The organism is Halomonas sp. PA16-9, assembly GCF_009728585.1.
Taxonomy (GTDB): Bacteria; Pseudomonadota; Gammaproteobacteria; order Pseudomonadales; family Halomonadaceae; genus Vreelandella; species Vreelandella titanicae.
In genome coordinates this window covers 968,545-994,231 of record NZ_CP040451.1, presented here as the reverse complement: position 1 = coordinate 994,231, position 25,687 = coordinate 968,545, and the positions used below count along the sequence as shown (strand labels likewise).

General features: G+C 53.2%; 22 protein-coding genes and 4 pseudogenes. 12 read left to right on the top strand and 14 right to left on the bottom strand.

The genetic code is table 11. The features are described 5' to 3' along the window. Window positions 1–5: 5 nt before the first annotated feature. Entirely contained in the window at window positions 6–1,013 is a 1,008-nt protein-coding gene (locus tag FDY98_RS04655; RefSeq protein WP_340146714.1) for a proline racemase family protein, read from the top strand. A 52-nt stretch (window positions 1,014–1,065) separates the two neighbouring features. Here FDY98_RS04655 and FDY98_RS04650 read toward each other — a convergent pair whose 3' ends face one another. Both FDY98_RS04650 and FDY98_RS04645 read right to left on the bottom strand, forming a co-directional pair. Continuing rightward, entirely contained in the window at window positions 1,066–2,328 is a 1,263-nt protein-coding gene (locus tag FDY98_RS04650) for a dicarboxylate/amino acid:cation symporter (protein ID WP_035538931.1), read from the bottom strand. A 63-nt stretch (window positions 2,329–2,391) separates the two neighbouring features. Beyond that, window positions 2,392–3,336: an AraC family transcriptional regulator gene (locus FDY98_RS04645; RefSeq protein WP_027957206.1), complete on the bottom strand. Its 945-nt coding sequence runs from the start codon at window positions 3,334–3,336 to the stop codon at window positions 2,392–2,394. Between the two features lie 210 nt (window positions 3,337–3,546). Between FDY98_RS04645 and FDY98_RS04640 the strand changes: the two genes are divergently transcribed. The 3 genes and pseudogenes from FDY98_RS04640 (at window position 3,547) to FDY98_RS04635 (ending at window position 4,898) form a co-directional block, all read left to right on the top strand. Next, a complete protein-coding gene (locus tag FDY98_RS04640) occupies window positions 3,547–4,110 on the top strand; it encodes an SDR family oxidoreductase (protein WP_442907944.1) in 564 nt (187 codons plus the stop codon). Continuing rightward, window positions 4,110–4,286, top strand: coding sequence for a hypothetical protein (locus tag FDY98_RS29310; protein ID WP_442907943.1), 177 nt, complete (start codon window positions 4,110–4,112; stop codon window positions 4,284–4,286). Before FDY98_RS04640 ends, FDY98_RS29310 begins: the two co-directional genes overlap by 1 nt. 404 nt (window positions 4,287–4,690) lie before the next feature. Then, window positions 4,691–4,898: pseudogene (locus FDY98_RS04635) on the top strand (cold-shock protein). Between the two features lie 139 nt (window positions 4,899–5,037). Here the strand turns inward: FDY98_RS04635 and FDY98_RS04630 are convergent. Both FDY98_RS04630 and FDY98_RS04625 read right to left on the bottom strand, forming a co-directional pair. Next, a pseudogene (locus FDY98_RS04630) lies at window positions 5,038–5,903 on the bottom strand (putative RNA methyltransferase). A gap of 36 nt (window positions 5,904–5,939) precedes the next feature. Further along, on the bottom strand, window positions 5,940–6,869 hold the full coding sequence (locus tag FDY98_RS04625) for a DMT family transporter (RefSeq protein ID WP_027957209.1): 930 nt from the start codon (window positions 6,867–6,869) through the stop codon (window positions 5,940–5,942). 96 nt (window positions 6,870–6,965) lie between these two features. On the opposite strand from FDY98_RS04625, the gene FDY98_RS26855 reads away from it, so the two are divergent. Both FDY98_RS26855 and FDY98_RS04620 read left to right on the top strand, forming a co-directional pair. Beyond that, complete coding sequence (locus tag FDY98_RS26855; protein WP_340146713.1) at window positions 6,966–7,337, top strand: LysR family transcriptional regulator; 372 nt, start codon at window positions 6,966–6,968, stop codon at window positions 7,335–7,337. Then, complete coding sequence (locus FDY98_RS04620; RefSeq protein ID WP_340146844.1) at window positions 7,253–7,900, top strand: LysR substrate-binding domain-containing protein; 648 nt, start codon at window positions 7,253–7,255, stop codon at window positions 7,898–7,900. Before FDY98_RS26855 ends, FDY98_RS04620 begins: the two co-directional genes overlap by 85 nt. Here FDY98_RS04620 and FDY98_RS04615 read toward each other — a convergent pair. Beyond that, window positions 7,893–8,651, bottom strand: coding sequence for a helix-turn-helix domain-containing protein (locus FDY98_RS04615; RefSeq protein ID WP_027957211.1), 759 nt, complete (start codon window positions 8,649–8,651; stop codon window positions 7,893–7,895). The two genes, FDY98_RS04620 and FDY98_RS04615, sit on opposite strands and share 8 nt — an antisense overlap. Before the next feature lie 159 nt (window positions 8,652–8,810). Between FDY98_RS04615 and FDY98_RS04610 the strand changes: the two are divergent. The 5 genes and pseudogenes from FDY98_RS04610 to FDY98_RS04590 all read left to right on the top strand — a co-directional run bounded on the left by FDY98_RS04610 (window position 8,811) and on the right by FDY98_RS04590 (window position 15,757). Next, window positions 8,811–12,283: pseudogene (locus FDY98_RS04610) on the top strand (acyl-[ACP]--phospholipid O-acyltransferase). A gap of 232 nt (window positions 12,284–12,515) precedes the next feature. Then, window positions 12,516–12,878 carry a DUF952 domain-containing protein gene (locus tag FDY98_RS04605; protein ID WP_035538936.1) on the top strand — a complete coding sequence of 121 codons (363 nt, stop codon included), beginning with the start codon at window positions 12,516–12,518 and terminating at the stop codon, window positions 12,876–12,878. 324 nt (window positions 12,879–13,202) lie between these two features. Next, on the top strand, window positions 13,203–14,789 hold the full coding sequence (locus FDY98_RS04600; protein WP_022519605.1) for a flavin monoamine oxidase family protein: 1,587 nt from the start codon (window positions 13,203–13,205) through the stop codon (window positions 14,787–14,789). A 13-nt stretch (window positions 14,790–14,802) separates the two neighbouring features. Further along, window positions 14,803–15,204: a c-type cytochrome gene (locus tag FDY98_RS04595; protein ID WP_022519606.1), complete on the top strand. Its 402-nt coding sequence runs from the start codon at window positions 14,803–14,805 to the stop codon at window positions 15,202–15,204. 61 nt (window positions 15,205–15,265) lie between these two features. Further along, window positions 15,266–15,757 carry a RidA family protein gene (locus tag FDY98_RS04590; RefSeq protein ID WP_035538940.1) on the top strand — a complete coding sequence of 164 codons (492 nt, stop codon included), beginning with the start codon at window positions 15,266–15,268 and terminating at the stop codon, window positions 15,755–15,757. Window positions 15,758–15,856: 99 nt separating this feature from the next. Here the strand turns inward: FDY98_RS04590 and FDY98_RS04585 are convergent, their stop codons facing one another. From FDY98_RS04585 to FDY98_RS04575, 3 genes are all read right to left on the bottom strand, one after another. After that, complete coding sequence (locus tag FDY98_RS04585; protein ID WP_022519608.1) at window positions 15,857–16,621, bottom strand: alpha/beta hydrolase family protein; 765 nt, start codon at window positions 16,619–16,621, stop codon at window positions 15,857–15,859. 77 nt (window positions 16,622–16,698) lie between these two features. Continuing rightward, a complete protein-coding gene (locus FDY98_RS04580) occupies window positions 16,699–17,448 on the bottom strand; it encodes an RES family NAD+ phosphorylase (RefSeq protein ID WP_027957214.1) in 750 nt (249 codons plus the stop codon). Beyond that, window positions 17,445–17,816 (bottom strand): antitoxin Xre-like helix-turn-helix domain-containing protein, encoded by a 372-nt coding sequence (locus FDY98_RS04575; protein ID WP_022519610.1) that lies wholly within the window; start codon window positions 17,814–17,816, stop codon window positions 17,445–17,447. The genes FDY98_RS04580 and FDY98_RS04575 overlap by 4 nt, the downstream gene beginning before the upstream one ends. 227 nt (window positions 17,817–18,043) lie before the next feature. Here FDY98_RS04575 and FDY98_RS04570 point away from each other — a divergent pair, with 227 nt between their 5' ends. After that, window positions 18,044–18,820 carry a glutamate racemase gene (locus tag FDY98_RS04570; RefSeq protein WP_027957215.1) on the top strand — a complete coding sequence of 259 codons (777 nt, stop codon included), beginning with the start codon at window positions 18,044–18,046 and terminating at the stop codon, window positions 18,818–18,820. Window positions 18,821–18,836: 16 nt separating this feature from the next. Here FDY98_RS04570 and FDY98_RS04565 read toward each other — a convergent pair whose 3' ends face one another. The 6 genes and pseudogenes from FDY98_RS04565 to FDY98_RS04540 form a co-directional block, all read right to left on the bottom strand. After that, the gene (locus FDY98_RS04565; protein WP_022519612.1) at window positions 18,837–19,268 is read right to left on the bottom strand and encodes a helix-turn-helix domain-containing protein; all 432 of its coding nucleotides are present in this window, start codon (window positions 19,266–19,268) and stop codon (window positions 18,837–18,839) included. 92 nt (window positions 19,269–19,360) lie between these two features. Beyond that, window positions 19,361–21,086 (bottom strand): annotated as a pseudogene (locus FDY98_RS04560) (mechanosensitive ion channel family protein). A 189-nt stretch (window positions 21,087–21,275) separates the two neighbouring features. Further along, a complete protein-coding gene (locus FDY98_RS04555; protein WP_035538943.1) occupies window positions 21,276–21,809 on the bottom strand; it encodes a GDYXXLXY domain-containing protein in 534 nt (177 codons plus the stop codon). Beyond that, complete coding sequence (locus tag FDY98_RS04550) at window positions 21,806–22,876, bottom strand: DUF4401 domain-containing protein (RefSeq protein ID WP_051430596.1); 1,071 nt, start codon at window positions 22,874–22,876, stop codon at window positions 21,806–21,808. Before FDY98_RS04550 ends, FDY98_RS04555 begins: the two co-directional genes overlap by 4 nt. Beyond that, on the bottom strand, window positions 22,873–23,844 hold the full coding sequence (locus FDY98_RS04545) for a DUF2157 domain-containing protein (RefSeq protein ID WP_027957218.1): 972 nt from the start codon (window positions 23,842–23,844) through the stop codon (window positions 22,873–22,875). The genes FDY98_RS04550 and FDY98_RS04545 overlap by 4 nt, the downstream gene beginning before the upstream one ends. A 58-nt stretch (window positions 23,845–23,902) precedes the next feature. Then, complete coding sequence (locus tag FDY98_RS04540; protein ID WP_027957219.1) at window positions 23,903–25,558, bottom strand: FMN-binding glutamate synthase family protein; 1,656 nt, start codon at window positions 25,556–25,558, stop codon at window positions 23,903–23,905. Between the last annotated feature and the right edge of the window lie 129 nt (window positions 25,559–25,687).

Sequence of the window (25,687 nt, the reverse complement as noted above, 5' to 3'; positions counted from 1 at the left end):
CAACCATGAAAAACCAACAGTTCCTTGACGTTATCTATACCCATACGGAAGGCGAGCCAACCTGCATCGTGCATGCTGGCATTCCCTACCCGTATGGCAGCAACATTCTATCCAAACGCGCTTATTTGAAAGAGCATCACGACCATGTCCGCACTAGCCTGATGCGTGAGCCCCGCGGCCACCAGCACATGTTTGGTGTTTTTCTAACCCCACCTTCCGATGAGCATCATGACGCTGGCATGCTATGGATGGATGGCGAACAGTTCGTCGACATGTGTGGTCACGGCACCATAGCCCTTTCCATGGCGATGGTTTCTCACCGCTTGGCGCCACCAGCACAAGAAGACGGCATGACACGCATCCGTTTTGAAACTACCGCTGGCACCGTCGTCTCGGAGGTCAAAGCCGATGCCGACAAAGTGCATTGGACTCGCTTTGAAAATGTGCCCGCCTTCGTGATGGAGCAGGACATTCCTGTTGACGTTCCGGGGCTGGGTACACTAAAGGCTGACCTGGTATTTGGTGGCAACTTCTTCGCTATCATTCGCATTCCATCTGACAAGCAACCCATCTGCCCCGAAAATGGCAGTTATTTTTCGATGGCGGGAGAGGCGGTCAAGGCAGAATTGAATAAACGCATGACGATTCGTCACCCCGTACATGCTCACATCAATGGTCTAAATTTCGTTACGTTCTGGCATGAGGGAACGCAGCCAGATTCACTTTACCGCAACGTCCATGTGTTCTCAGGCGGCAAGCTGGATCGCTCGCCTGGTGGCACTGGAACCAGCGCCATGATGGCCATGTTTCACGCACGAAATGAACTGGAAGAGAACAAGGAAATCTACTCGGAAGGCCTGCTGGGAAGCGGCCGTTTCACGGGCAAAATATTGGGTAAAACCGAAATTGGTGGTTATTCTGCCATTCGTCCAAGCGTGCAAGGTACCGCTGAACTGATCGGTTATGCCAAATGGCTGATGATGAGAGAGACCCCGTGGGTCGCGGCTTTATGATTGGTTAACGCGATCTCCCCCCTAAGTCGTTCTCAGGGGGGAGATAAACGCACTACCCTCTTACTGCCAAGCCCGCGTCTTCGACGGGCTCCTCTTGCAACTCCTCGCCTTCACTACGGGCTATCACGGAGGTGCCGACCAAGTCGCCTGTCACGTTCAGCGCAGTACACCCCATTCCCACCAGTGCATCGATAGCGGTGAGCAACGCGACGGTTTCAATTGGCAGGCCCACCTGAGCAAACACCGTGGCAATCATTATGATACCGGCCCCCGGCACCCCTGCCGTGCCCACCGACACTAGCGTGCCGATCAACACTATTTGCACCATGCTGATGAAATCCAGCGGTGCACCAATCACGTTGGCGGCAAACACCGCCGAGATGGCGATACGAATCGCCGCTCCATCCATATTTAAAGTAGCCCCTAACGGCAGACTAAAACCATAGATGCTTTTGGGAATTCCTAAGCGGTGGGCAGCATTAACCGTTAGCGGTAACGTACCCGAGCTACTCTGGGTAGCAAACGCCGTGGCCATGGGCGTACGGGCTTCGCGAAAAAAGGTGCGCAGCTTCACGCCAAACAGCCGCATGATGCCGCAATAAATCAGCAGTTGGGTTGCCAGGGCGATATAAAGCACAACCACCATATCGCCCAATGAGAGCAGCGTTGCCAAACCCTGCTGACTCACCGTTTCGGCGACAATCGCAAACACGCCGATGGGCACGTAGTGCAATACCCCCGACATTACTTTTAGAGTGACCTCGTTTAGCGCTTCAATCACCCCATAAAGGCGTTCACCCATGGCATGCTGGCGCTCCGACTGGCGCATTTTTAGCAATGCGATGCCAAACACCAGCGCCGTAAAAATAATGCCCAACATGTTGAGTTCGGCAAACGCACCAATAATATTATCCGGCACTATATTCAGCAGCGTATCGACAACGCCTGGATTCTCGGGCACCGAGAAACTGGCACTCTCATCCAACGTCATACCGCTGCCGGGACTAAACAACGTGGCAACCGCTAAGCCCACCATGATCGCCAGCGCTGAAGAGGTAAGGTAATAACCAAACACCTTGCCGCCCACGCGGCCAGCTCTTCCCTCCCGGGACTGATTCACCCCCACCATCAGCGTAAACAGTACAATGGGGACAATCAGAAAAGTAAGCAGCCGTAGCAGCAGGTCACCCAGCGGCGCTAGCCAGGCAGCCACTGCCTCACCACCAATAAGCCCAACGACAACGCCCAGAACAAGCGCAACAGTGACGCGTAAAATCAACGATGCCTGAGCATAGGCCTTCCATATACGAGTCATTTGCGTCCCTACAGATTTGAAGAAGTTGGTAGGTCTAATTTGATAAGCGTACATCACACTCTATTAGTGTGGCACAGCGATATCTACCAGGTGAGTAGGCGGCAATAAATCAAGGCTTGCCTTCATGGTACGCACCTCCTCCGCTGGTGGGCGGCCAAAGAAGCGCTTGAATTCACGACTAAACTGGGAGGGGCTTTCATAGCCCACTCGGCTAGCGGCCGCGGCAGCCGTCAACCCATCACGTATCATTAACAGCCGAGCATGGTGCAAGCGGGTGGATTTAATGTACTGGATAGGTGAGGTCTGGGTGACCGCCTTGAAGTGTACGTGAAAGGCTGGCGCACTCATGCCAGCTTCATTCGCCAGGCTTGCTACTTCCAGCGCATCGGCATAGTTAGCATGAATACGATTGAGCGCCTTAGCAATTTTACCAAATTGCCCATAATGGGAGAGCGCTGTTCGAACACTGCCGCCCTGCTCTCCCGTCAATACCCGATAGCAGATCTCCCTGACAATAAAAGGGGCAAGAATATGCGCATCCGTTGGTGAGGTAAGCGCATTCAATAAACGTAATGTCGCATCTGCCAGCGGCTCTTCCAGCGGGCTTGAAAGCATGCCGCGCGGCGCCTCAAACCCATACTCGCCTGACGCCTCCAACATCGTCACCAATTCGGCGATTACCACCGCATCCAGGCGGATAGCAATACCCAGCATTGGCTCGTCAGGGCTGGCTTCTGTTTCCGAAGTAAACGGCAAGGGTACTGATAGCACCAAATAGCGCTGCGCATCGTAGATATACACCTCATCTCCCAAATAGCCACGCTTTCGGCCTTGGCAGATGATGACGATACTCGGCTCGTAGAGCACAGAGGTGTTTTTAAGCGGGCGGTTAGAACGCATAAAGCGTACGCCATCCAGTAACGACTGGGTATATCCCTCGTGTGGTGCGAGTTGGTATAAGCATTCGACGATATTGCTGTAAACCACAGAATCGCTCTTCAGTGTCATGTTAACCACCTTGGTCATGCGTGCCGCACCTGAACCAACCCTAAGAGCCAATAACACCATAAGAGCAATATACATGCTGTGTTGCTTGCCTCGCCGCCCACCTTTAACAAACAAATAGGATTAGGCAAGCATGCAATAGGATCGCCTATACAGATGCCAGCCGCAGCAGCTTAATCTTCTCTGGGTACCCACCACCCTGAGGATTATCCAATGACTGCTTTAACAACCCCATCTTCCAAAGTCGTTTTACTGACCGGTGCCAGCAGCGGCATCGGTGAAGCCACTGCTCGCTGGCTTGCAGGTCAAGGGCACCGTTTGATTATTGGCGCATGCCGAACTGATCGGTTGGAAGCATTGACCCACTCCCTTCGCGAAGAGGGCGGCAGCGTGGATTTCCAGGCGCTGGATGTCACCGACCTTAAAGACATGCAGGCGTTTGCGGATTTCGCGATCAAAACCCACGGCCGCATAGATGTCATCGTCAACAACGCGGGCGTCATGCCCCTATCGCCTTTGGCAGCGCTCAAAGTAGATGAGTGGAACCGCATGATCGATGTCAACATTCGCGGCGTACTCAATGGTATCGCCGCTGTTCTGCCTACTATGCAGGCCCAGGAAAGTGGCCAGGTGATCAACATCTCCTCCATCGGTGGCCTCACTGTTATGCCCACCGCAGCAGTCTACTGCGCCACTAAATATGCGGTGCGCGCTATTTCCGATGGGCTACGCCAGGAAACCGACAAGATACGCGTGACCTGTGTCTACCCCGGGTAGTGGAATCAGAGCTGGCCAATACCATCACCGACTCTGAAACCGCAAAGGCAATCGACCTTTTCCGCCAAATTGCCCTCAAGCCCGAAGCGATCGCCTCCGCCATTGCGCATGCCATCAACCAGCCCGATGACGTAGATACCAGCGATATCGTCGTACGGCCTACAGCGAGTCACTAACTGCGCGCCAGGTGCTGTCCGAGCTTTTGGCCAAACGTAAACATTAGCACGAGCGATATTCATGTAAGAAAACAAGCTTCCCATTTACTGGAAACGTGCCCTGATGGTCGCTGGCATTATCACTACTTTCCAGCGACCACCTCTAATAGAGGCTCTCACTGCGCCCCATAGGCAAGACAATCCAGAAAGGCTTTGACACGCGCTACAATTCATGACAATGTAGCGCCAGTTGGTTAGCAAGCAAGCATGGTTTCAGAAGTGTACGAAAAAGATTTAGAAATGTACGAGATAGACGTGTACAAAATCTTTCGGCAAGACTGTAATTGTATTCCTTGTTTTATCCGCTATTAATCTGGGTGATACCAGGAACTTTACAAAGCGCTTTGCGCGAAAGGATTTTTACTATGTCTACTGGCACAGTTAAGTGGTTCAACGATACTAAAGGCTTCGGTTTTTATTGCTCCTTCTGACGGCGGCGATGACCTGTTTGCCCATTTCTCTGAAATTCAAGCAGACGGCTTCAAAACCCTGCAAGAAGGCGCTAACGTTTCTTTTGACGTTACCCAGGGTAAGAAAGGCCTTCAAGCTTCAAACATCAAGCAAATTTCTTAAGCCCTAGCGCTTAAGAATTTGCTCGAACCTTCTAAGGTTCGGATAACAAGGCCCGCTTATGCGGGCCTTGTTGCGTTTGGGCATATTAAAACTGCGCGTTTAGAGCAGACTAAAGGGAAGCTGCGTTTGCACTACCCTTCTATATTCGCATGTACATCACTATTCGCACATCCACCGTCACCACCAGCACCTCTAGTGCCGCTGCGCGATCACGCCCCTCAGGGCTGGCTCGGTAAAGATGCGGCGTCATCGCCAACAGATCGACAATTTCCTCACTTCCATTTAGTGCAATTGAGTAGCTTACCCTCTCGCTGCCATGGTGAATAAAGCCATCGGGCACTACCGTCTCACTCGCACGTTCAGCTTTTAACGTGGGGTAGATAATCTCCCGCAGCTCCCTCAAGTGATTAGGCCCCGCTTCAACCTGCAGTAGTACGCCACCGGTTTTCAACACACGAGCAAACTCGCTTACCACTGGAAAGCCAAACATACACAGCACGCTATCCAACGTTCCCGTCTGCACCGGCAAGTGTGCATTACTCCCCCGACCCAGCTGCTTAGCGGTGCCTGCTTAGCATCCTGTTTTGCTGCGGCCAATACCGCCCATTTAGAGATATCCAGCCCCATCAGTGAAAGTGGCTGCGCGTTAGTCGCCGCGTCAGCTAATTGGCGAAGGTAATAACCTTCACCGCAGCCCGCATCCAGGCAGCTAAAAGGCAGTCTGTCTGCCTTTTGAACCTCGGCATGGCCCAACACAGCATGACTGACTGCCTCCGCAATGGGTTGATAGTACCCCGCGTTAAGAAAACGCTGGCGAGCAGCTACCATCGCCTTGCTATCCCCCGGATCGTGGGAACGCTTTTGCTGCACAGGCAGTAAATTAACGTAGCCCTGCTTAGCAATATCAAAGCTGTGGCCATCAGAGCATCGCCAAACACTAGCCGACCAACTGAGTGGTTTTCCGTCTAGCGGGCACGCCAGTGCTTGAAAAGGGGTGATGCTCATATCGGTGTCTTCGCAAAGGTAGATGGGTGCATGCGTTTAGCGAGTCACCAGAATGATGCCAACTAAAATAACGCCACCGCCGATTATAAAATTAATACTCAGCGGCTCATTGAGCAGCAGTGTACCAAACAGAATACCGAAAAGCGGCGCCAAGAAAGAAAACACGCCTAACTGCGAAGCGCGGTAGCGGCGCAGCAAGGTAAACCATAACAGCAGCGCAGCAAACGAAATGATCAGCGTCTGAAAGCCAAGGCTGGCTAACGCCATTGGGGTAAACTGCGCGCTCATTAGCTGCCCGGATATAGCCGCCAACGGCAGGAGCAACAACGCCGTCACGCTCAATTGATAGCTCAGAGTGAGCTCTGCTGGCGCCTCAGAAAGCGAAGTCTTGCGGATCACGACGGTCGTGGCCGCCCATGAGAGGCCAGCGAGCAAGCCCAGCGTATCCCCAATAAGAATCTCGATGCTGTAAGCACCGCTTGGCGCCATGGCAATCACCATTCCCAGAAATGCCAAGCCAACGCCCCACCACTGGCGAATGGAGAGTTGCTCGCCAGGTACCCAAAGATGCAAACCCAGGGCAGCGAAGATGGGCGCAGTATACAGAAAGACCGACATGTGGGACGCCAAGGTATAGGTTAATCCCCAGGCGATAAAAGCGAACTCAGCCGCAAACCCCAGGCCCACCAGCAACCCAGGGCCCCAATGATGACCCACATCCGCCCAGCGAATACCGCGCCAATAAGCCAGCCCGCCGACCAGACACACCGCCAAGGCTGAGCGCAGAGCCATCTGCACCACGGGTGAGATATCCTCAGCCACACCCTTGATCGCTACCTGCTGAAAACCCAACACCAGGCAAAATAGCAGCATCAACGATGCTGCCGTTGCGTCCACTGATTTTCGCTGCGTTCGACCAACCATGCAGACAGTGTGGTTGGTGGCGGCTATTCTTTGATTACTCATTGCGGGCTCCTATAACATATAGGTGCCCATTGCAGCAGTAAGCGTCATTGCATACAAACGATTACTTATCGGCCCTAGGCTTAGGAAACTCACGCTATGAGAATAGAAAGGCTACCGCTGAATGCATTGCGCGCGTTTGCCGAAGCCGTGCGAGAAAATAGCTTCAAAGCCGCCGCTTATCGCCTTGGGGTGACGCCTGGCGCCGTTAGCCGACAGGTCAAACAGTTGGAAGATCACTTAGGCGTGGTGCTGTTTGAGCGTCATGCCAATGGGGTATGCGTTACCGAAGCAGGCCGGGTACTGGCTGAAGATGTGCAGGCAGGCCTTTTGCGCATCGCCAGCGGCGTACAAAACGTCACCGAGCGCTCAGAAGAGGCCTTTCGATTGCTACTGAGTGCACCACCCTCCTTTCTACAACTCTGGCTACTCCCCGCTTACCCCACTTTGAAGCTAATGAACGGCAAATAGAAATCTCTCTGGATGCCGAGGCGCGCTTAACGCCACCGCTGTGGTTGCCCAACAGGGCACGCTTATCATTGCGCTATGGCCAGGGCCCTTGGCCCGGTGTCACCAGCCTGCGCCTGTTTGAAGACACGTTATTTCCGGTTTGTTCGCCCTCTCTATTAGCGCAGGCAAACATGCAAACCCCCGACGATTTGCTGGCACAGACACTGCTCACCGTGGATTGGTGCAGCCACGCAGGCCACCCCATTCCAAGCTGGAGCGATTGGTTTAAAAGCGCCGGGGTAGCGCTAAACAAGATGCCCAACCAGCGGCAATACTCGCTTTACAGCTTGGCTCTCGATCAGGCCATTGCCGGGCAAGGCGTGGTACTCGCCAGCTACCCATTGGTGGCTGACCGGCTAGCGAGCGGTGTTTTGGTACGCCCCTTCGCGGAACACTATCCACTCGCTTCTCCGTTCGCCTACGAACTGATTCTGCCTAGTGATGGAAAAACGCCACCAGCGGTAGCACGCTTCGTCGAGTGGCTAGAACAAGAGGCCACTCTCTTCCGGAACACATCTACGTAGCGTTGGGAGCTATTTGGCCACCCCGCTTGTAATCCTGAAACAGCCCATACTGCCACTGCCGTACCGCCAGCACAGAGGTCGTGCCAAACCGCTGATGGATCGGCAGCCCGCTCTCCCGTTCGCATAGCGCATGAAACTCTTTCGCCAGGCGCTGCATGGTCTGCTGCCATTCAGCATTACCCGCAGAAGATAATAGGCCATTGAGGACAATGAGCTTTTCGCTGTCACTATCAAAACGGGAACGGAAAAACTCGTTGGCGATATGCTGTTGAAAGAAACGCTGTATCGGCCCATCCGCCCGCCAGCGGAAATTAGCAGCGACCCGCCGCCGGATCCGGTTATCGGGAAGTAGCTCTACAAGCTTAAGCCGCTCAAGCTTCAGTAACTGCCGGATACATTCTGCTTCACTGAGCTGGTACTGGTGATGAATTTCGTCGAAGCTATAGCCATTGATGACGCAGACAGCCACCAGAAACAGCTCACGGTCATCCACAATACTCTGCTCTTGGCCATGGGTTAGCTCCTGCAAACGCTGCTCGTCCGCTTGCATGGTCTGCACCAGTTCAGCGAATTCGATATTTAGCTGGTCGCAGATGCACTCTAACCGCGATAGCGTAAAGTGTTTTTCAGCAAACAGGCGCTTCACGGAGGCCTCGCTCAGTGCCAACCACTGAGCAACATCGGCATAGGTTTTACCCTGAGCGCGGAGCTGGCGCTTTAGCGTTTCAATCAGCGAATCGGCTTGGGACATTGAAATCTCATCAGTGAAATGAAAGAACAGACAACATAAAAGTAGCAAATAACGATACCAACCAGCACCCATAACACAACTTTGTGCAAATGAGTTGCAACCAGTAAGCCTCACAGAGAAAGTGCTACGACTTCCAGGGATTAAGAAGGCTAAACAACGATGCATCGACTACTGCACTTGAAGGGCGCTTTGCCCTATTTGATCGCTATTTTTCTCAATGCCTTTGTGGATCTGGGCACAAGATCGTCATTCAGAACACGATCTTCAAAAGTTACGATGGCGAAGCACAGATCGTGCTCACCGCACTGGTCAACGGACTTATCCTGCTGCCGTTTATTTTACTGTTCAGCCCGGCGGGCCATGTGGCTGACAGCTATCCCAAGGTACGTGTTCTGCGCACATCGGCCTGGGCCGCCGTCGTGGTCTCGCTGGGCATCACCGCCGCTTACTACCAGGGCTGGTTCTGGCTGGCATTTTCCATGACGCTGCTGCTGGCGATTCAATCAGCCTTTTACTCACCGGCCAAATACGGCCTGGTAAAAGGGCTATTCGGCAAGCCGCGCTTGGCGGAAGCCAACGGGCTGATCCAGGCCGTCACGATTGGAGCCATTCTGGCGGGCACCGTGGCGTTTACCGCGCTGTTTGAAACCTGGATTACCCCTGATGATCAAACCCCAGCGCAGCTGTTGCGCCAAATAGCCCCTCTGGGCTGGCTGCTGGTGCTCAATAGCGCCATCCAGGTGGTGGCGCTTTACCGCCTTCCGCTTGATAACACCACTCGGTCAGATATACCGCTGACCTGGCAGCGCTACATCAAGGGCACTGCCCTAAAAGACAATCTGAGGATTATCGCTCGCCAGCCTGTCATCAGGCTCTCCATTATCGGCCTTGCCACCTTTTGGTCAGTGGGCCAAGTGCTGCTGGCGGCCTTTCCTGCTTATGCCAAAGATGCCCTGAGTATCGATAACACCTTAGTGCTTCAGGGAATTCTCGCCGCTAGCGGCATCGGAATTGCGCTTGGCTCGCTATTCGCCAGCAAACTTTCCCACAACCGTATTGAAACCGGCTTGATCCCCGTAGGCGCTATTGGGGTGGCCGTGGGTTTATGGTGCTTGCCACTGTTGACCACACCCGTTGGCCAAGCGCTGAACTTTGTGTTCATCGGCATCATGGGTGGGCTGTTCATCGTGCCGCTCAATGCGCTGATTCAGTTTCACGCCGCCGACAACGAGCTAGGCACCGTACTGGCCGCCAACAACTGGATTCAAAACATCGCCATGCTGGGCTTTTTGGTGCTCACGGCGCTGTTCGCGTTGGCGGGAGTGAATAGCCACTACCTGCTGCTACTTATCGCTACCGTGGCCATGGTGGGCGGTGGTTACACCATTGTTAAGCTACCCCAAAGCTTGGTGCGCTTTCTGTTGAGCTTCCTGCTGACACGCCGCTATCGCGTAGACGTCCATGGCTTGCAGAACCTGCCCGCCCAGGGCGGCGTGCTGCTATTGGGCAACCATATCAGCTGGGTGGATTGGGCCATGGTACAGATCGCCAGCCCTCGACCGGTGCGTTTCGTGATGCTCAGATCGGTTTACCAGCGTTGGTACCTGCGCTGGTTCTTCAAAGCCTTGGGCTGTATTCCCATCGAGCGTGGCAGCGGTGCCGAAAAGGCCCTAGCCGGTGTTGCTGAACAGCTCAACGCAGGCGAAGTGGTGTGCCTGTTTCCTGAAGGGGCGATCAGCCGCACTGGTCAACTGGGCGAATTACGCCGCGGTTACGAGCGTGCCTGTGAGATGGCGAATCCAGACGTCAAAATTGTGCCCTTCTACCTGCGAGGCCTGTGGGGCAGCCAGTTCTCCCGATCTTCCAGCAAGCTTAAAGAGCTGCGTAATGCGCCTCTGCATCGCTCGGTAGTGGTCGCCTTTGGCAAGCCGCTGCCCAAGGACACCCCCGCCGATGTGCTCAAACGACGTATTTTTGAGCAGGCTACCCGCTCTTGGCAGCGGGCCATGGGCGAGCTCCCGAGCCTGCCTAACGCCTGGATTCAAAGCGTTAAGCGCCGCCCTAGCGACCTTGCCCTGGCCGATACGCTGGGCCGCTCACTCAGCGCAAGCCAAGCGCTCACTGCCAGCCTGCTGATGGCAAAACGACTTCGCAAGCTCAACCCAGGGCAGAACGTTGGCTTACTGCTACCTACCAGCAGTGCCGGGGTTATCGCCAATATGGCCACGCTGCTAGCGGGTAAAACGGTGGTGAATCTTAATTACACCGCCGACCACGAGGCGCTGACCTCTGCCCTTTCCCAGGCGGAAATCGCTACCGTCTTCACCTCACAGCGCTTTGTGAAGAAGCTCGAGCAGCGCGGGCTCGACGTTAGCCAATTGCTTCGCGAGAAGCAGGTGGTTCTTTTAGAAGACCTGCAGGCCACGATTGGCCGTGGCGAACGTTTGAGTACCTGGCTGGCGGTGAGAATACTGCCGACTTGGCTGCTACAGCGCTGCTTCTGCCACGGCCACGATGCCGACGCCACCGCCGCCATCCTGTTCTCCAGCGGAAGTGAAGGCGAACCCAAGGGCGTGATGTTGAGCCACCGCAACCTGATGGCCAATATCAAGCAGACCTCTGACGTGCTCAACACCCAGAGCAACGACGTTGTAATGGGCTCACTGCCGCTGTTCCACGCCTTTGGCCTTACGGTCACCCAGCTGCTACCGCTGATTGAAGGGCTGCCGTTGGTGTGCCACGCCGACCCCACCGATGCCCCCGGCATTGCGGGCGCTATTGCCAAGCACAAAGCCACTATCATGTTCGGCACCTCCAGCTTTTTAAGGCTGTTTGTGCGCAGCTCAAAAGTGCATCCGTTAATGCTGGAAAGCTTGAGGGTGGTGGTTGCCGGAGCTGAAAAGCTCGACGAAAACGTGCGTAATAGCTTTGCGCTGAAATTCCACAAGCCTATTTATGAAGGCTACGGTGCCACGGAAATCGCCCCAGTCGCCTCAGTGAATCTGCCCGACGCCATGGGCGTTCACTATCAACAGGTGCAGCGGGGCAGCAAAGCAGGCACCGTCGGTATGCCGTTACCCGGCACCAGCTTCAAAATCGTCGACCCTGACAGCTTTGAAGAGCTGCCGACCGGTGAGGCCGGTATGATATTGATTAGCGGCCCGCAAATAATGCAGGGCTATCTCAATGACCCCAACCGCACAGCCAAGGCGCTCCATGTGATCGATGGCCACCGCTGGTACATAACGGGGGATAAAGGCTTTATCGATGAAGATGGCTTCTTAACCCTGATTGACCGCTACGCTCGCTTTGCCAAAATAGGCGGTGAAATGATCAGTCTCAGCGCCGTTGAGGCAGCAGTTAAAGCGGCTCTGGAGGATACAGACACATCGCTGATGGCGGTGAATATTCCCGATAGCCGCAAGGGCGAGCGCATTGTGCTGCTTTCAGAAACAGCGTTAGACGCCAAAACCGTCAAGGCCACTATGCTCGCTAACGGTACGCCACCCATGATGATCCCCAGCCATTGGTTTACGGTAGAGACCATCCCTCACCTTGGCTCTGGAAAAGCGGACTTTGCAGGGGCGAAACGTTTGGCCCAAGCACTAATAGAGGAAGAACTGAAGCATTAAAAGCTAGTGTTGGAGTGAGATACTGTACAGCAAAGCCCAAACTCAATATGCGCTGTGCAGTATCGAGCTCTTCTTAATAAATCAGTTCTAAAATCAGCAGGCCGCTTAGCTTAGCCATTGCTCAATCAGCAGCATGACTTCATACCTGATATTACATCTTCAGCGCCACTTGACCTCAAGTTAACTTTAGGTTTTAGGCTACCTTAGTCGGAAAAAAACCACTGGAGCTCTTATGCGCTTATTCAGAGTCGTTAGTAAAACTATTTGGGATCAAACTCAGCAACTTGGCTATGTACCCCGCTGCGGAAACGATCATAAGCTCGACTGCGTTCATTTGAATGTTGAAGAAGCTGTTCTTTTTATCGCCAACAAATACTTCGTCTATGCAGAAGCACCGTTGGTGTTAGAGATTGATGATGCGCTATTTAACGACCGTATTGAGTGGTTGCCACCCAGTGATGAGCAGCCCTGGCTGCAACCGAGAGCGCATATCGACAACCTGCCCCAAGCAGCCATCATCACCGCCATACCTCTTAGCTACCGAGATGGGCTTTTTGGTGGGGAGAAAATCTCTAGAAGATCATGCGGAATATAAGGGCAATCAAAAGCAGATATCCACTTACCAATACAATCCCCCTTTCGCACCAAAAAGGAGATCCCCCCTAGAAACGCGCACTAAGTTGCACGTTTTTATCGGTGCGTGTTTCCTTAAAATCATGTATAAACTTTTACTTATATAATAAAAACAAAGGGTTAATTTAATTTGGCACATCACCTGCATACGTTCAGATATTACGTATATTGGCCGGATAATTAGAGCCCTGAAGATTAATTCAACGCAGCGCCTGCTGCAGTAGGACGACATCACGTTACTGAAAGGACTCTACTTGCCTGCCTATGACTTCATAGTGAGGTAGCAATGTCATTCAATCCAGAAGGTGTAACGCGTCGATCTTTTTTAGGCATGGTGGGCGCGGTGGCGGGAGCTGCGGCCATGTATTCCGCAATGAGCACAATGGGCTTTGCATCTCAGTCTAATTGGCGAGGGCGCTTAAACCTACAGGGAGCCCCTGACAATACCAATATATTAATCTTAGGGGCTGGCTTAGCCGGTATGACGGCAGCCTTTGAACTGCGCAACGCTGGTTATAATGTCAAAGTGCTGGAGTATCGCGATAAAGCAGGTGGCCGCTGCTGGACGTTACGCGGTGGAGATAGCTACACCGAGTTAGGCGGTTTTACCCAGCATATCGATTTTGCTGAAGGCAACTACTTAAATCCTGGCCCATGGCGAATCCCTTCGGATCACTTCGCCGTATTGGATTACTGCAAACGCTTTGGAGTGAAACTAGAACCCTTTATTCAGGTCAATTACAACGCTTACTTACACGACTCAGAAGCCTTTGATGCTCAGCCTCAACGCTTCAAGGAAGTGGCCACCGATTTCAGAGGTCACGTTGCAGAGCTACTTGCCAAAGTCGTTGATCAACAGGGGCTAGATGAGGCAGTTAGTGTTGAAGATGCAGAAAAGCTCGTTGCCGCACTTAAACGCTATGGCGCATTAAATGACAACTTAGATTATATAACGGGCAGCGAGTCCTCCACTTTCCGAGGTTGGAGTCACCCTGAAGGCGGCGGTGTTGATGGAAAGCCTGAGCCATCTCAGGTCAACTCACTCTCAGAAATACTAAACTCAACGTTATGGCGTAACCTTACCACTGGCGATAATTTGCACATGCAGTCCACCATTTTCCAGCCGGTGGGTGGAATGGACATGATTGCAAAAGGGTTTGAAGAACAGGTTGGCGAGCTGATTACCTACAACGCGAAAGTGACTCGCATACGCCACGAAGGCGACCAAGTAACCGCCTCTTGGATATCTGCCGATAGTGGTAGCAATGAGCAGACAGAAACGGCCGATTACTGTATCTGCACCATTCCGTTTTCCGTGCTTAGCCAGATTGACCATGACTTTTCACCTCGCATGAGCAAGATCATTGATTCAATGCCCTATGCATCAGCCTTCAAGGCTGGAATTGAGTTTAAGCGGCGCTTCTGGGAAGAGGACGAACATATCTATGGCGGCATTAGCTATACCAATCTTCCCATTACGTTAATTTCTTACCCACCCTACAACATGTTTAGCGATGGCCCAGGAGTCCTTTTAGCGGCTTACCCTTGGGGAGCCTACGCCTATCAATTTAACGCCCTCTCCCCCGAAGAACGTATCGACAAAGTGATGGAATACGGTTCGCAGATTCACCCTCAATATTACGATGAGTTCAAAACCGGCGCTTCAGTCGCATGGCATCGTGTTCCATGGACCTTAGGTTGCTATGGCCTGTGGCAAGACCGTGAAGCGGACTACCAGGATGCCACCGCAATGGATGGACGAACGCTAATGGCAGGTGAGCATATTTCGTATCTACCTGCGTGGATGGAAGGGGCCGTACTCTCCGCTCTGGATGCCGTCGAACGCCTACACACCACCATTACTGAGATTTAAGGAGTCTGTGATTATGAAAATGCTATTCACATCAATGGCAGCACTCTTTCTCTCAATGCCGGCCATCGCCCAGGAGACCTCCATTGATACCACCACTTGGTTCGATGACCCTTCTACGTTAACTCAAACCGACGGGGCTTCCATCTATGCGGGCGTTTGCGCCGGTTGTCACATGCCCAATGGGCAAGGCGCCAAAGGGGCAGGAGAATATCCAGCGCTTGCTAACAATCCCAGCTTAATGGCGACCGCTTACCCTATCAGCCTTGTTATTCACGGACATAAAGCCATGCCCCCGCTAGGCGGCTTACTGGATGACGAGCAAGTTGCTTCGGTGGTGAACTTTATCCGCACCAACTTTGGTAATAACTACACTGATAACGAAGCCAGTACAGAACTGGTAAAGAACATGCGCTAAGGCTTTTCGCTAAGCCTTAAGCAACGCAAAACGCGTTCTTACTCCCAAAAGGAAATATATGATGAGTTTTAAAAGCACGATTATTGGCCTAACACTTCTTTCTGCTTATGCGGGCTCGGCTCTTGCTGAAGACATTATTCGCCACCCCATTCCCAATTCAGATTTCCCTATACTGCAGGCGGTTGAAATCCCTTCCGATAGTACAACGGTTTATCTCAGTGGCACTGTTCCTAGCATCATTAATGAAGATGCTGATCCAAATAGTATGGAGGCGTTTGGAACAACCGAAGAACAAACGGTCACGGTTATGAACCGCATTAAGTCGAACCTGGAAGGTCTCGGTTTAGGTGTCGGCGATATCGTCAAAATGCAGGCGTTTCTTGTAGCCCCTGAGGGTGAGACCGTCGATTTCAAAGGCTTCATGGCGGGATATACACAATTCTTTGGCACCGAAGAGCAGCCTAACCTCCCTGTGCGCTCCGCCATGGTCGTCGATGCGCTGGTCAACCCCGGCTGGCTGGTAGAGATCGAAGTTACCGCCGTTAGGCCATAATTTAAACAGCAGGACAGCAAAACAGCCGACTACATTAATGTATTTGGCTGTTTTGTGATGGCACCGCTAGCAACTATGGGGCTGTTCGCGCTTCTATTTTTAAGGTTTTATCAAATGCTTTGAGAAAAAATCTAGCAGTAGTTGGCAGTGTGCATTCTGCCCAGAGCTACTGGGTATATGATCTTCACCTTCGTAGTAGTGCACTTCCGGGGCGCGGCCATGCTCGCGCAGGCGTTGTTCCAGGCGTTTGGTCATTTCCACCGACCACATTCGGTCTTTGGTGCCATGGGAAAGCAGTAGCGGCCCTGGGTAGCGTTCGATTTCGATCGGCGTGGTCGGTAGCAAGCCTTCGTGACTATCGCGCCATGTCCAGGCGCGTTTGCTGACATCCCAGGCTTGCCAGCCTGGATCCCCTCCATCGCGAAAACTACGTGCATCAAAGGCCCCGCATACAACATCTGGAGGGCTATGCGCGGCAATGGCATCAGGCATACCTTCGATCTTATCTCTTGCCATCAGTGAGCCGAGCAATAATGCATGCTCGGCGCCGCGTGAAATACCATAAAGCCCTACTCGCTCATCAGCGAACTGGAATTCTCGTAGGGCTTTAAATGCCTCCACGCTGCGATCCAGTGGGTGGTCGATAATATGCCCCGCATTCCATGCATTACCGCCGCTTGAATAGCCATAAGGGAACGCCAAGAAGCCATGGGCGGCGAATAGCATCGCATCACGATGGCTCCACCCTGCCCACGCGCCTTCAGAACCATGCAACAACATGACGGCTGGAAAAGAGCCATCGCCCGGCGGGCCATAAGTAACGCCCCAGCCGGGTAGCAAACGCTGCACGATATTTAAAGGCATTTAGACAACCATTCCTTCCTTGTTTTCTGATTCATCCAAACTAACTTTTTGTCAAACCCTGCTCGGAAAGCCGTTCACTAAGCAGGGAAAGGCAACACGCCTTGGTGAAGAAAATCATCCAGGTGGTAGGTATAAACGCCTGATGCGTCTTTGCGTTTAAATGACACTTGAGCGGCACTTGTAACGCAAAGCCAAGGGCGCATATCGGCTGGCTCATGCTGGGAAAGCGCATCAGGGGTAAACAAGCCCACGCACGCACCACCCTGAATATCTCTTGCGGAGGCATACTCAAACGCCTCAACGCCTGCCCCACGCATTGCGCTACCCAATTGCTGACACGGGGCGTAATCAACTGGATGTTTCAGTACCGCAAGGTGGTCGACAAAGAAGCCTGCGTATAGCCTCACTCCCCGTTTAGCGGCATAGTCTACAGAAAAGAGTGTGTGCTCTGAGCGCAGCGAGGCGGTAACGGGATCACCTTCCATGGAGTACCAGAAAACCAGTCGGTAGTAGGCAGATTCAGCGAGAGTGGTAGCAATGCCCTTACCACCGTAGAAAATGCTTGGCTCAAACACACGGCCAAAACGTGACCCCCATTTGAGAGGGGGATACCGAAAAGGGGTTTTTAGAAGATAGTGCAGGTCTCGCTCCTGTTCAGGGTAAGGCGGTTTAGCAGTTTCAAGCAGTGCTTCAAGCATCTCCTGCTCTTCTAACGTGTCGACATAGCTAAGCGTTGCGACTTGCTCCTGACTTTCCACCAGTCGATAAAGGGTTCCGGAAATAGGTTTAATATTTCGCGCGCCGCCACAGGCTTCCCACACACTCACACTTTACCCCGCATACCATCCACGAATCTCAGTACCGCAAACAGCCCCTCCAAACGTGTTACCTGCTCGGCCGGGATGCCACCAGTAACACGATTGGATGTTCGCATAAAATGCTGAATCCATGTTTGGTCGCCTCCGGTAAGAGCGAATAATGCTCGAGCCAAGCGGATAAGCAGCAGAGCTAGTTCACCCTGCTTAGAGTTCGGGTCAAGCTTCAGGCTTTTTTTAAGTTGGGTAATAGTCGTGCGGTGTACGCCTAGCACCTCTGCCAAATCAGACTGCGATAAACCCAATTGCTCAGCAGCACGCAAAACTGCTTTAGCTAGCACCATTTCCGGGGTGGGCTTTGTTTGAGTAAGAGCTGGCATGGCGCACCTCAGAGAGATGGATTTTCATCAATGATAGCAAAAAAGTTCTTTATTCACACACTGAGCACAATTTTCCTATTTATCTAGGTGGCCAGGCGAATGGTTTCATTTAGTGCCGTGCCCCATCACCGTATAAAGTTTAACTAGCATAGTAGCTAAAAATGACGCTTCCATCGCATTAGAATATTATGGATCATTAGACTTTAGCCGACACCCAGGATATTACTATGCACCAGCCAATCGCTGTTTTCGACGCTGGCATTGGTAGCTATGCCATTGTTGCCGAGATACATAAGCGCCTTCCCAAACAGGATATTGTTTATTTCGCTGATCGGGCGAGCTTTCCTTATGGGAGCAAAGGGCGTGAAGAGCTACTCGCTGTCATGCATCGCACACTGCGTTTTCTTGAGGGCTATGCACCCTCTGCCATCGTCATCGCATCGAACGCACCGTCTATCATGGTGCTGGATGACGTTCGCCAAAGCACCTTGGTGCCATTGTTCGGCGTCTACCCGCCCATCGAAGAAGCACTCGCTATGTCGGCGAGCGGCAAGATCGGCATCATGGGGGTGCATTCACTCATCGAAAGCTCGCCGCTCAAGCAGTTCATAGCTCGCCATGCACCCCACCCGGAGAATGTCAGCCTGATCAATGCTTCGTCCATGGTGGAGCTTGTCGAGAATGGCGCCTTTCTATTCGACCCAAAAGCGACGCAGAAAGCGGTCACTGCTTTTATCGACGGCGTCTTCCGGCAGCACCCCGATATCGACACGCTGACACTTTCCAGCACGCATTTACCATGGCTTCGCTCCTTCTTCGAAGCGGCGAGACCCAGTTGCCGATTCCTCGACCCCGCCGAATCGATTGTCGCTGGATTAGGCGATGGCACGCCGGGCACAGGCCAAATTCAAGGTCTGGTGACAGAAAGCGAGGCCTATGATGTTGAGACATTCCGACGTATGTTGCAGCAGTTCGGCGTCGATATACCGCTAGAGGTAGTCTAAGCGCCATAAGGCTTTATCAGGTCAAAACGCGTAGTTTTTCCCTGGGTTCTTTAAACGAGTCGGTAGCGATGCCAAACCGTTCCGAAAGCTCGCAGATTTGGCGCCAGTTCAGCTTGCGGCGCCCACTGAGAACTTCAGACACCACTGATTGAGCGCCAACTTCAGGTAGCTCGCTCTGCGCTATCCCATGCTCTTGCATAAGGTAGCGAAGTACCTCACTTCCAGACACCTCAGGCATCGGGCGATGTGCTTCATCATAGGACTCAATGATATCACCCAAGCGATTCGCCAGGCCGACAAGTGGGTGTGTCTCATCGTCACCGACAAGATCAAGAATTTCATCAAGCGCCTCGACCCGGGCATCGTATTCAGCTTCGGAATGTGGATCGCTAAGAAGAGGGGCAAGATAAACCCAGTGTTCCGTCGCTTGCTCAACGAGTGCGTGCATAGTCACTCCTTTTTCCACTTACCCTTGTCATAACAAGACTACTCTATGGATAAAATACGCAAAAGCGTTATCTTCCGCTGCACAATCCCCCTTTATTCAGATGGTTTCACCTCAACACTATCCATTTCCCCCGAGCTTTTCCCTTGCGACCCGCGGGCGATATCGTTGTGACTGATAACCACAATTTCACGTGGCCACCACTCTGGATGGTTATCGCGGATAAACGCCAACAGCTTCTCGCGCACATTCATTTCCGCTGTCCAACCCGCCAAAGGGTCTGAGGTCATGAGGTAACAGGTGACGGTTTGCGCCGTTCCTGTTTGTGCCGTTACGTAGCAGAGCAGCTTATGGTGTTCGATAACGCTGTCTTCTTCTTTGGCGACCTCGAGAAATTTCTCTCTTAACAGTCCTATATCGGCGCTTAAGTGAAGCGTCAGCGTCAATGACCGGTACATCTTGGTACTTTTTACCGACAAATTGTCGAATGGCTTAGAAGTAAAATAGGTAACGGGCACAATCAAACGCCGCTCATCCCATGACCTCAACCGGATAAAGGTATAAAAAATACCTTCGACATAGCACCACTCGTCTTCAAAGATCACCAAATCGCCAATGCGAATGGGTTTAGCAAACGATAACTGAAATGAAGCGAGGATATTGCCAAGTACCGTTTGGCCCGCCACACCCACTAATACGGCCAATACACTGGCAGACGCCAGAATCGATAAGCCAAGAGTTTCGAAAAGCTGAACCTGACCCAGTATGTAGATGGATACGCCAGTAACGGTGATCAGAATAATGACCCGGCGCAACGCGTAGAGCGACGTTAGCAGTCTGCGTTCGTCTCTGGGCTTGGTATCATCGATTTCCCCCACAATACGCCGCGTTAAACGCAGCATAATGGTATCCACTAAGCGCAACGCAACCGTGCCGACTCCCCAGGCCAAAATACTGATGAGTAAAACTCGGAAGGTCGTCGTGGCAACCGCTGAAAACGACACTACATAATCCAGTACCATCTGGGTAACCAGCGACATCGCAATCAGCGCTCCAGGCATACCGATTTGGCTGGCAAAAATGCTCGACACCCCTGAAGGTAACCATTTCGACATCAAGCCGATCAGACGGTGAACTCCCCACCCTACGAGCCCGATGAATAGCACAAACAAGGGAATCGCGATCCATTCCCAAATTCTCAGGATGCCAAACGAGGCCTGGAAGCGTTCGGGAATATAGCCTTCCAACGCTGAGGGCCGTACTGCTCATAAAGCGCCGGAATATAAGACACACTGATAGGCATGATCAGCCAGACTGGTTCCTGCTCCCCACGCGGTAGCGACCCAAGCGAATATCGTAGGTTTCCCCGTCGGCTTTTAAAGAGGAGACCTCAACGTTGCGACGTGTCTCGCCAACACGGGGGTTTTGGCCTGCGGGATCTTCAATCACCGCGTCTTCGCGACCGGGCAGATCGGAAACGCTCAACCAATCGCCGCGTTGAAAAACCTCTGCCAGTTGCCGGGCGAGTTCACTCCCCTGCTCGCGTTGTTCATCCTCTGAGAACTCGGAAAGGTTGAGCATATGGGCAGCGGCCTCATACTCCTCCTGATCCGTTAGCTTCAGAAAACTCCTGATCGATTCTCGCGGTGTTACTCGGTTTGCCTCTTCGGGAGGTTCACCAAGCCCCGTATTTAACGCATCGATGGTAAACCACCGCTCACTTTCGCTCTCTCCTCCTTGAGTTTGTGCCGCGCATAGGTTGGAAAAGGTCAGTGCCATCACCAACAAAACCCATGCGAGCCACGAGCTGTTTGCTTTCATAAATGCCTTATTCATTGAAGTGGGTCAGTTTGACTACCCACCGACCGGCCCTATCGAGCCAGTCCAGCGTCATTACTGGACTATCCATGTCAGTGGAGGAACAAAGTACAGCCTACCTTACTGAATGAAGCAAGACAGAATGCAATAGTGAAAAGTGGGATGAGAACAGCTCGCCAGATAAAGTAAATTTTACTTAACGCTTTCGCCTAACTTAGTTAATTCTGCATTGTATAAAGCCACCAGCAAGGGCTCGCCCTTGGTATTCACCCTAAACTGACCATAACGCGCTGGCTCATAGCGCTCGCCGTGCCCCTCCTGAAAGAAGAACGCATCGGTGGCAAAGCGTACCTGACCATTGCGCAGCCGGTAGCGAAGGCGCCGTTCGTCGTCGCGTAAAGAAGTACCTTCATCCAAGCGCTGAAAGTGAGCGATACGCTGTTCATCCAAACGCACCACTACATAGCCGTTAAGAGCTTTCAGCGAGTCTTCATCACGCTCACTCTGATAAAGCGCGCTTTGAATTTGGTTACCCAGCGCAAAGTTTAGCGCCATATAGTCGCCCTGCATCAATGAGCGCGGGTCGACGGGCGCCAGCTCCAGGTAAACAATTTCTCCCTCGGATAAATGACGCTCTTTCTGCCAAACGGCCCAGTTCACCGTCACCAACACAACGACGGTGGTTAACACTATGATCCAGCGATTTCGCTTGGCTTTCAGCATCATTTCCCATGTCCTTCCACAGAGGTCGACGGACTATTTTCCGCTACGCTCAACCACTTGAGCAGCGTCCAACGTAGCGCCAGCAGCCCTCCCCCCAACACCAGCAACGTTAGAGCCTTGGTTAACAGTGTTGCGTCCAGCCAGTAGTAATAGCTGCCAATGCCCATCAGCAGAGAAAGCACTCCAAGCCCCAGCACTAGGCGATGCCCGATCGCGAACCCTAACAGTACGACGACCAAACCTTGGCCCACACTCGGTGCATAAAATGAGACCAACAGCAGCGCTAAAGGACTGAGATACAACCCCCAATGGGTTTTGGAATGAGGGATGGTATAGAGCAGCAACGCCAGAGAGAGTGCCACGAACACGGCGTTCAACCAGGGTGCTGACCATGCAAAAGCGTTAGTGCTCTGTGCGTCAAACCAGAAGGCAAAGGAGTGGCCGCTATGCGCTAATCCCTGCATCACCAAGAGGCCTATCAACAGGCCGTAGCCCCATGCTTGCACATCTTGAATACGGCCAGGACAGCGAAACTCATTCAGCCAGAGCAGCGCCAATGCCAACAGCACCAATCCACCCGCTGCTGGCGCCATAGCGTTCACTGCCAAAGCCATATAGAGCGCCAAGCTGGCGGCAAAGGCTGAAAAGGTGCGATGTACCTGGCTTGGCATTACCAGCGCCAGTGCGCACTGTAAGGCCAGCAGCGACCACCACAAATAAGTGGACACATTCCAGAACTCGACCAGCGCCCACGCTATTAGCAGTTGCCCGGCTAAGCTAACCGCAAGCGCCAAGTGCTCGAGCACATCACCGCGAGCTTTGCAAAACAGCCCATAAGCCGCACCGATCATCACAAGCCCCAGGCCCAACGACGCGGCGGGGCTCTCCACCACGAACACCACGCCCATGGCGATAAAGCCGAGCAGAAATAGCGCCGCTAACCAGCCTGAAAAGGCCTGCAGCGCACGTACAAACCAAGGCGTTTGCAACTGCGCTGGGGAGGTAGGCTCGTTTAACGGAATACCCGCTTGGCTCAGCCTAACGCTTAAATCATTAACGTTGTTCGTCACTGGGAAATCTCCCGATGTAGACGCTTTAGCCATACCACGGCCCCAGCGCCCATCGCCAGTACCGCGATGGTGATCAGCAGCAGACTTCCCTCCTGCCAATCGCCTTCCCAGAGCAACAGCCTGGCAAGCAGCAGTGTGGTCACCGTTAACGCCGAGACACAGCCGCCCGCGATCATAAACAGGTCAGGCCGCCAATAGCGATAAACGCCATACAGCACCGCCAGCCAGAGTGAGTAAATCACCAGCATTGGCGACCATACGAGGCCTGCATCGACTATCAACCTCATCGTTAACAGCGTCATAGGCACCCCGCTACCCACCGCCAGCAAGCGTAGTGCCCACTGCCGTGACCAGTTCCGGCAACGAGCCCCCCATTCCCATGTCGCCAAGGCAAGGGTATTGAGCCCAAACAGCCCCCAAAGCGCGGCATCGCTACTGACCAAAACGCCAAACGGCCCGCCCCAGGTACGAAAATAGAGCCCGACGGCCAAATTAAGTAACCCCAGCCACAACACCCAGAGCAGCTCAAAACGCGCCACCCAGACCCAGGGCAACGTGAGCACCGCCCAAGTAAAAAACAGTTGCCACGGATCGGCACCGGTCTGGTACACCTGCCCGAACAGCGCTAACAGCACCCCCAACAATAATGTGGCCGAGGTTAGCGCCACACGCTGAACCATCGGGCTGTACTTGGGCCAAATGGCGACAACTACCGCCAGCACCATCGCTGCCTGCACCACGCCAAAGCGCAGCCAACGGCCCATCTCAGCCCAGTTATAAGCGATGAAAAACAGCACCGCGAAGGCCAGCGCCAGTCCGCCTAGCCACAGCAGTAAGCGATCAATAAACAGAGCCCAAGCGCGAGGCGAAGGGTGCAGCCCAGAAGCTTGCACTGCGCGCGTCACCTGTTCAGGCGGTATCACGCCCTGCTCAATCAGTGGTATCAGTTCACGGCGGGTAGATGCCATGGGGGCTCCCTTCTAAACGGCGCAGTGGAAACACAGGAATCTAGGCTAAGCGCCACGATCACTCCAACTTAGTAAAGCGCAACCGAGCAACCTGCGCAGGCGGCTGGAAGGAGTCGGCTCGGGCATTTTCCCAATAGTGCTTGAATACCGTGTGCTCGCACTTTGCATTGAGCAGTTCATTGGGTTTTAAGAAAGTGAATATCTGATCGTAGGACTGAATCTCGTTTTCCGAGACACGCCGGATAATGTGCTCGGGCCCCAGCTCACTAGGGTGGCTAAGCCCTGCGGCCCCCAGCATTTCCGCCAGCGCTTTTAAGGTATTGCGGTGGAAGTGGTAGACCCGCGCTGTTTTATCGGCAATGTCCAAATGGCGGCTGCGGTTAGGGTCTTGAGTAGCCACGCCGCTGGGGCATTTGTCGGAATGGCAGTTAAGCGCCTGAATACACCCTAATGAAAACATAAAGCCCCTGGCCGAATTGCACCAATCAGCCCCTAGTGCCATGGTTCGGGCAATGTGAAAACCGGACATAATCTTACCCGCCGCGCCGATACGAATCTCCTCGCGCAGCCCGGCCCCCACCAGGGTATTGTGCACCAGCGTAACGGCTTCTGTTAAAGGCACACCTATACGATTGATAAACTCCAGCGGTGCCGCACCGGTTCCTCCTTCGCCACCGTCCACCACTATAAAGTCAGGCCGCTCGCCGGTTTCTAGCATCGCCTTAACGATCGCAAACCACTCCCAGGGGTGGCCAATCGCCAGCTTGAAGCCGATCGGTTTACCCCCAGAAAGCGAACGCAGGCGGGCAATGAATGCCATCAGTTCCAGCGGCGTCGAGAAAGCTGAATGGGCAGCGGGTGAAATCACGTCCTGGCCCATGGGGACTTCTCGCGCTTCGGCAATCTCGGCAGTTACCTTAGCCGCTGGCAATATGCCACCATGTCCCGGTTTGGCGCCCTGGGAAAGCTTGATTTCGATCATTTTCACCTGATCGACACTGGCGTTAGCTGCAAAGCGCTCCGCATTAAACGAGCCATCGTCGTTGCGGCAGCCAAAGTAACCAGAGCCTATTTCCCAGACGAGATCACCTCCATGCTTGCGGTGATAGCCGGAAATAGAGCCTTCACCAGTATCGTGATAGAAACCGCCTTTACCAGCGCCCGCATTCAGCGCCTCGATAGCGTTGCCCGAAAGCGAACCGAAACTCATTGCCGAAATATTGAAAACACTCGCCAGGTAGGGTTGGCTGCAGCGGCTACCGCCCACCCGAATCCTGAAGTCACTGTTTTCGATAGCCCGGGGAAGTAGCGAGTGGTTGATCCACTCATGCCCCGGCTGATACATATCCAGCAGGGAGCCAAAAGGCTTTTTATCACTCTCATTTTTAGAACGCTGATAGACCACAGCGCGCTGCTCGCGGGAAAATGGTCGTTCGTCAAGATCGGACTGGATAAAATACTGACGTATTTCCGGCCCAATAGACTCTAGAACATAGCGAAAATGGGCCAGAACAGGATAGTTACGGCTCACCGTTCGCCGCGTTTGGCGTAGATCATAAAGCCCCAGCCCAGCGAGCATGCCAAAAATCGCCACGCCCCAAAGCCATGCTAAAGAAAACACCACCCCCACCAGCGAAACCAACAGCAGAATCAGGCAGGCAACAAAGACGGCATTACGCAGAGGAATACGGGTCAATCCCCGGGCTTCGATCATCTGAACACGAACTCCTTATCAACAGTTCACCACAGGGGCGACCAGCTACCCCGACAGGCTCAATTTAAATCGTAAGGGTTTTGTGTAAGTTTTGGCGAACTTACTACACCCATTAATATCGAATGCTGC

Coding starts and splice junctions, on each gene's coding strand:
- FDY98_RS04655 (WP_340146714.1), top strand. CDS start 6: ATGAAAAACCAACAGTTCCTTGACGTTATCTATACCCATACGGAAGGC.
- FDY98_RS04650 (WP_035538931.1), bottom strand. CDS start 2,328: ATGACTCGTATATGGAAGGCCTATGCTCAGGCATCGTTGATTTTACGC.
- FDY98_RS04645 (WP_027957206.1), bottom strand. CDS start 3,336: ATGACACTGAAGAGCGATTCTGTGGTTTACAGCAATATCGTCGAATGC.
- FDY98_RS04640 (WP_442907944.1), top strand. CDS start 3,547: ATGACTGCTTTAACAACCCCATCTTCCAAAGTCGTTTTACTGACCGGT.
- FDY98_RS04625 (WP_027957209.1), bottom strand. CDS start 6,869: ATGAGTAATCAAAGAATAGCCGCCACCAACCACACTGTCTGCATGGTT.
- FDY98_RS26855 (WP_340146713.1), top strand. CDS start 6,966: ATGAGAATAGAAAGGCTACCGCTGAATGCATTGCGCGCGTTTGCCGAA.
- FDY98_RS04615 (WP_027957211.1), bottom strand. CDS start 8,651: ATGTCCCAAGCCGATTCGCTGATTGAAACGCTAAAGCGCCAGCTCCGC.
- FDY98_RS04605 (WP_035538936.1), top strand. CDS start 12,516: ATGCGCTTATTCAGAGTCGTTAGTAAAACTATTTGGGATCAAACTCAG.
- FDY98_RS04600 (WP_022519605.1), top strand. CDS start 13,203: ATGTCATTCAATCCAGAAGGTGTAACGCGTCGATCTTTTTTAGGCATG.
- FDY98_RS04595 (WP_022519606.1), top strand. CDS start 14,803: ATGAAAATGCTATTCACATCAATGGCAGCACTCTTTCTCTCAATGCCG.
- FDY98_RS04590 (WP_035538940.1), top strand. CDS start 15,266: ATGAGTTTTAAAAGCACGATTATTGGCCTAACACTTCTTTCTGCTTAT.
- FDY98_RS04585 (WP_022519608.1), bottom strand. CDS start 16,621: ATGCCTTTAAATATCGTGCAGCGTTTGCTACCCGGCTGGGGCGTTACT.
- FDY98_RS04575 (WP_022519610.1), bottom strand. CDS start 17,816: ATGCCAGCTCTTACTCAAACAAAGCCCACCCCGGAAATGGTGCTAGCT.
- FDY98_RS04570 (WP_027957215.1), top strand. CDS start 18,044: ATGCACCAGCCAATCGCTGTTTTCGACGCTGGCATTGGTAGCTATGCC.
- FDY98_RS04565 (WP_022519612.1), bottom strand. CDS start 19,268: ATGCACGCACTCGTTGAGCAAGCGACGGAACACTGGGTTTATCTTGCC.
- FDY98_RS04555 (WP_035538943.1), bottom strand. CDS start 21,809: ATGATGCTGAAAGCCAAGCGAAATCGCTGGATCATAGTGTTAACCACC.
- FDY98_RS04545 (WP_027957218.1), bottom strand. CDS start 23,844: ATGGCATCTACCCGCCGTGAACTGATACCACTGATTGAGCAGGGCGTG.
- FDY98_RS04540 (WP_027957219.1), bottom strand. CDS start 25,558: ATGATCGAAGCCCGGGGATTGACCCGTATTCCTCTGCGTAATGCCGTC.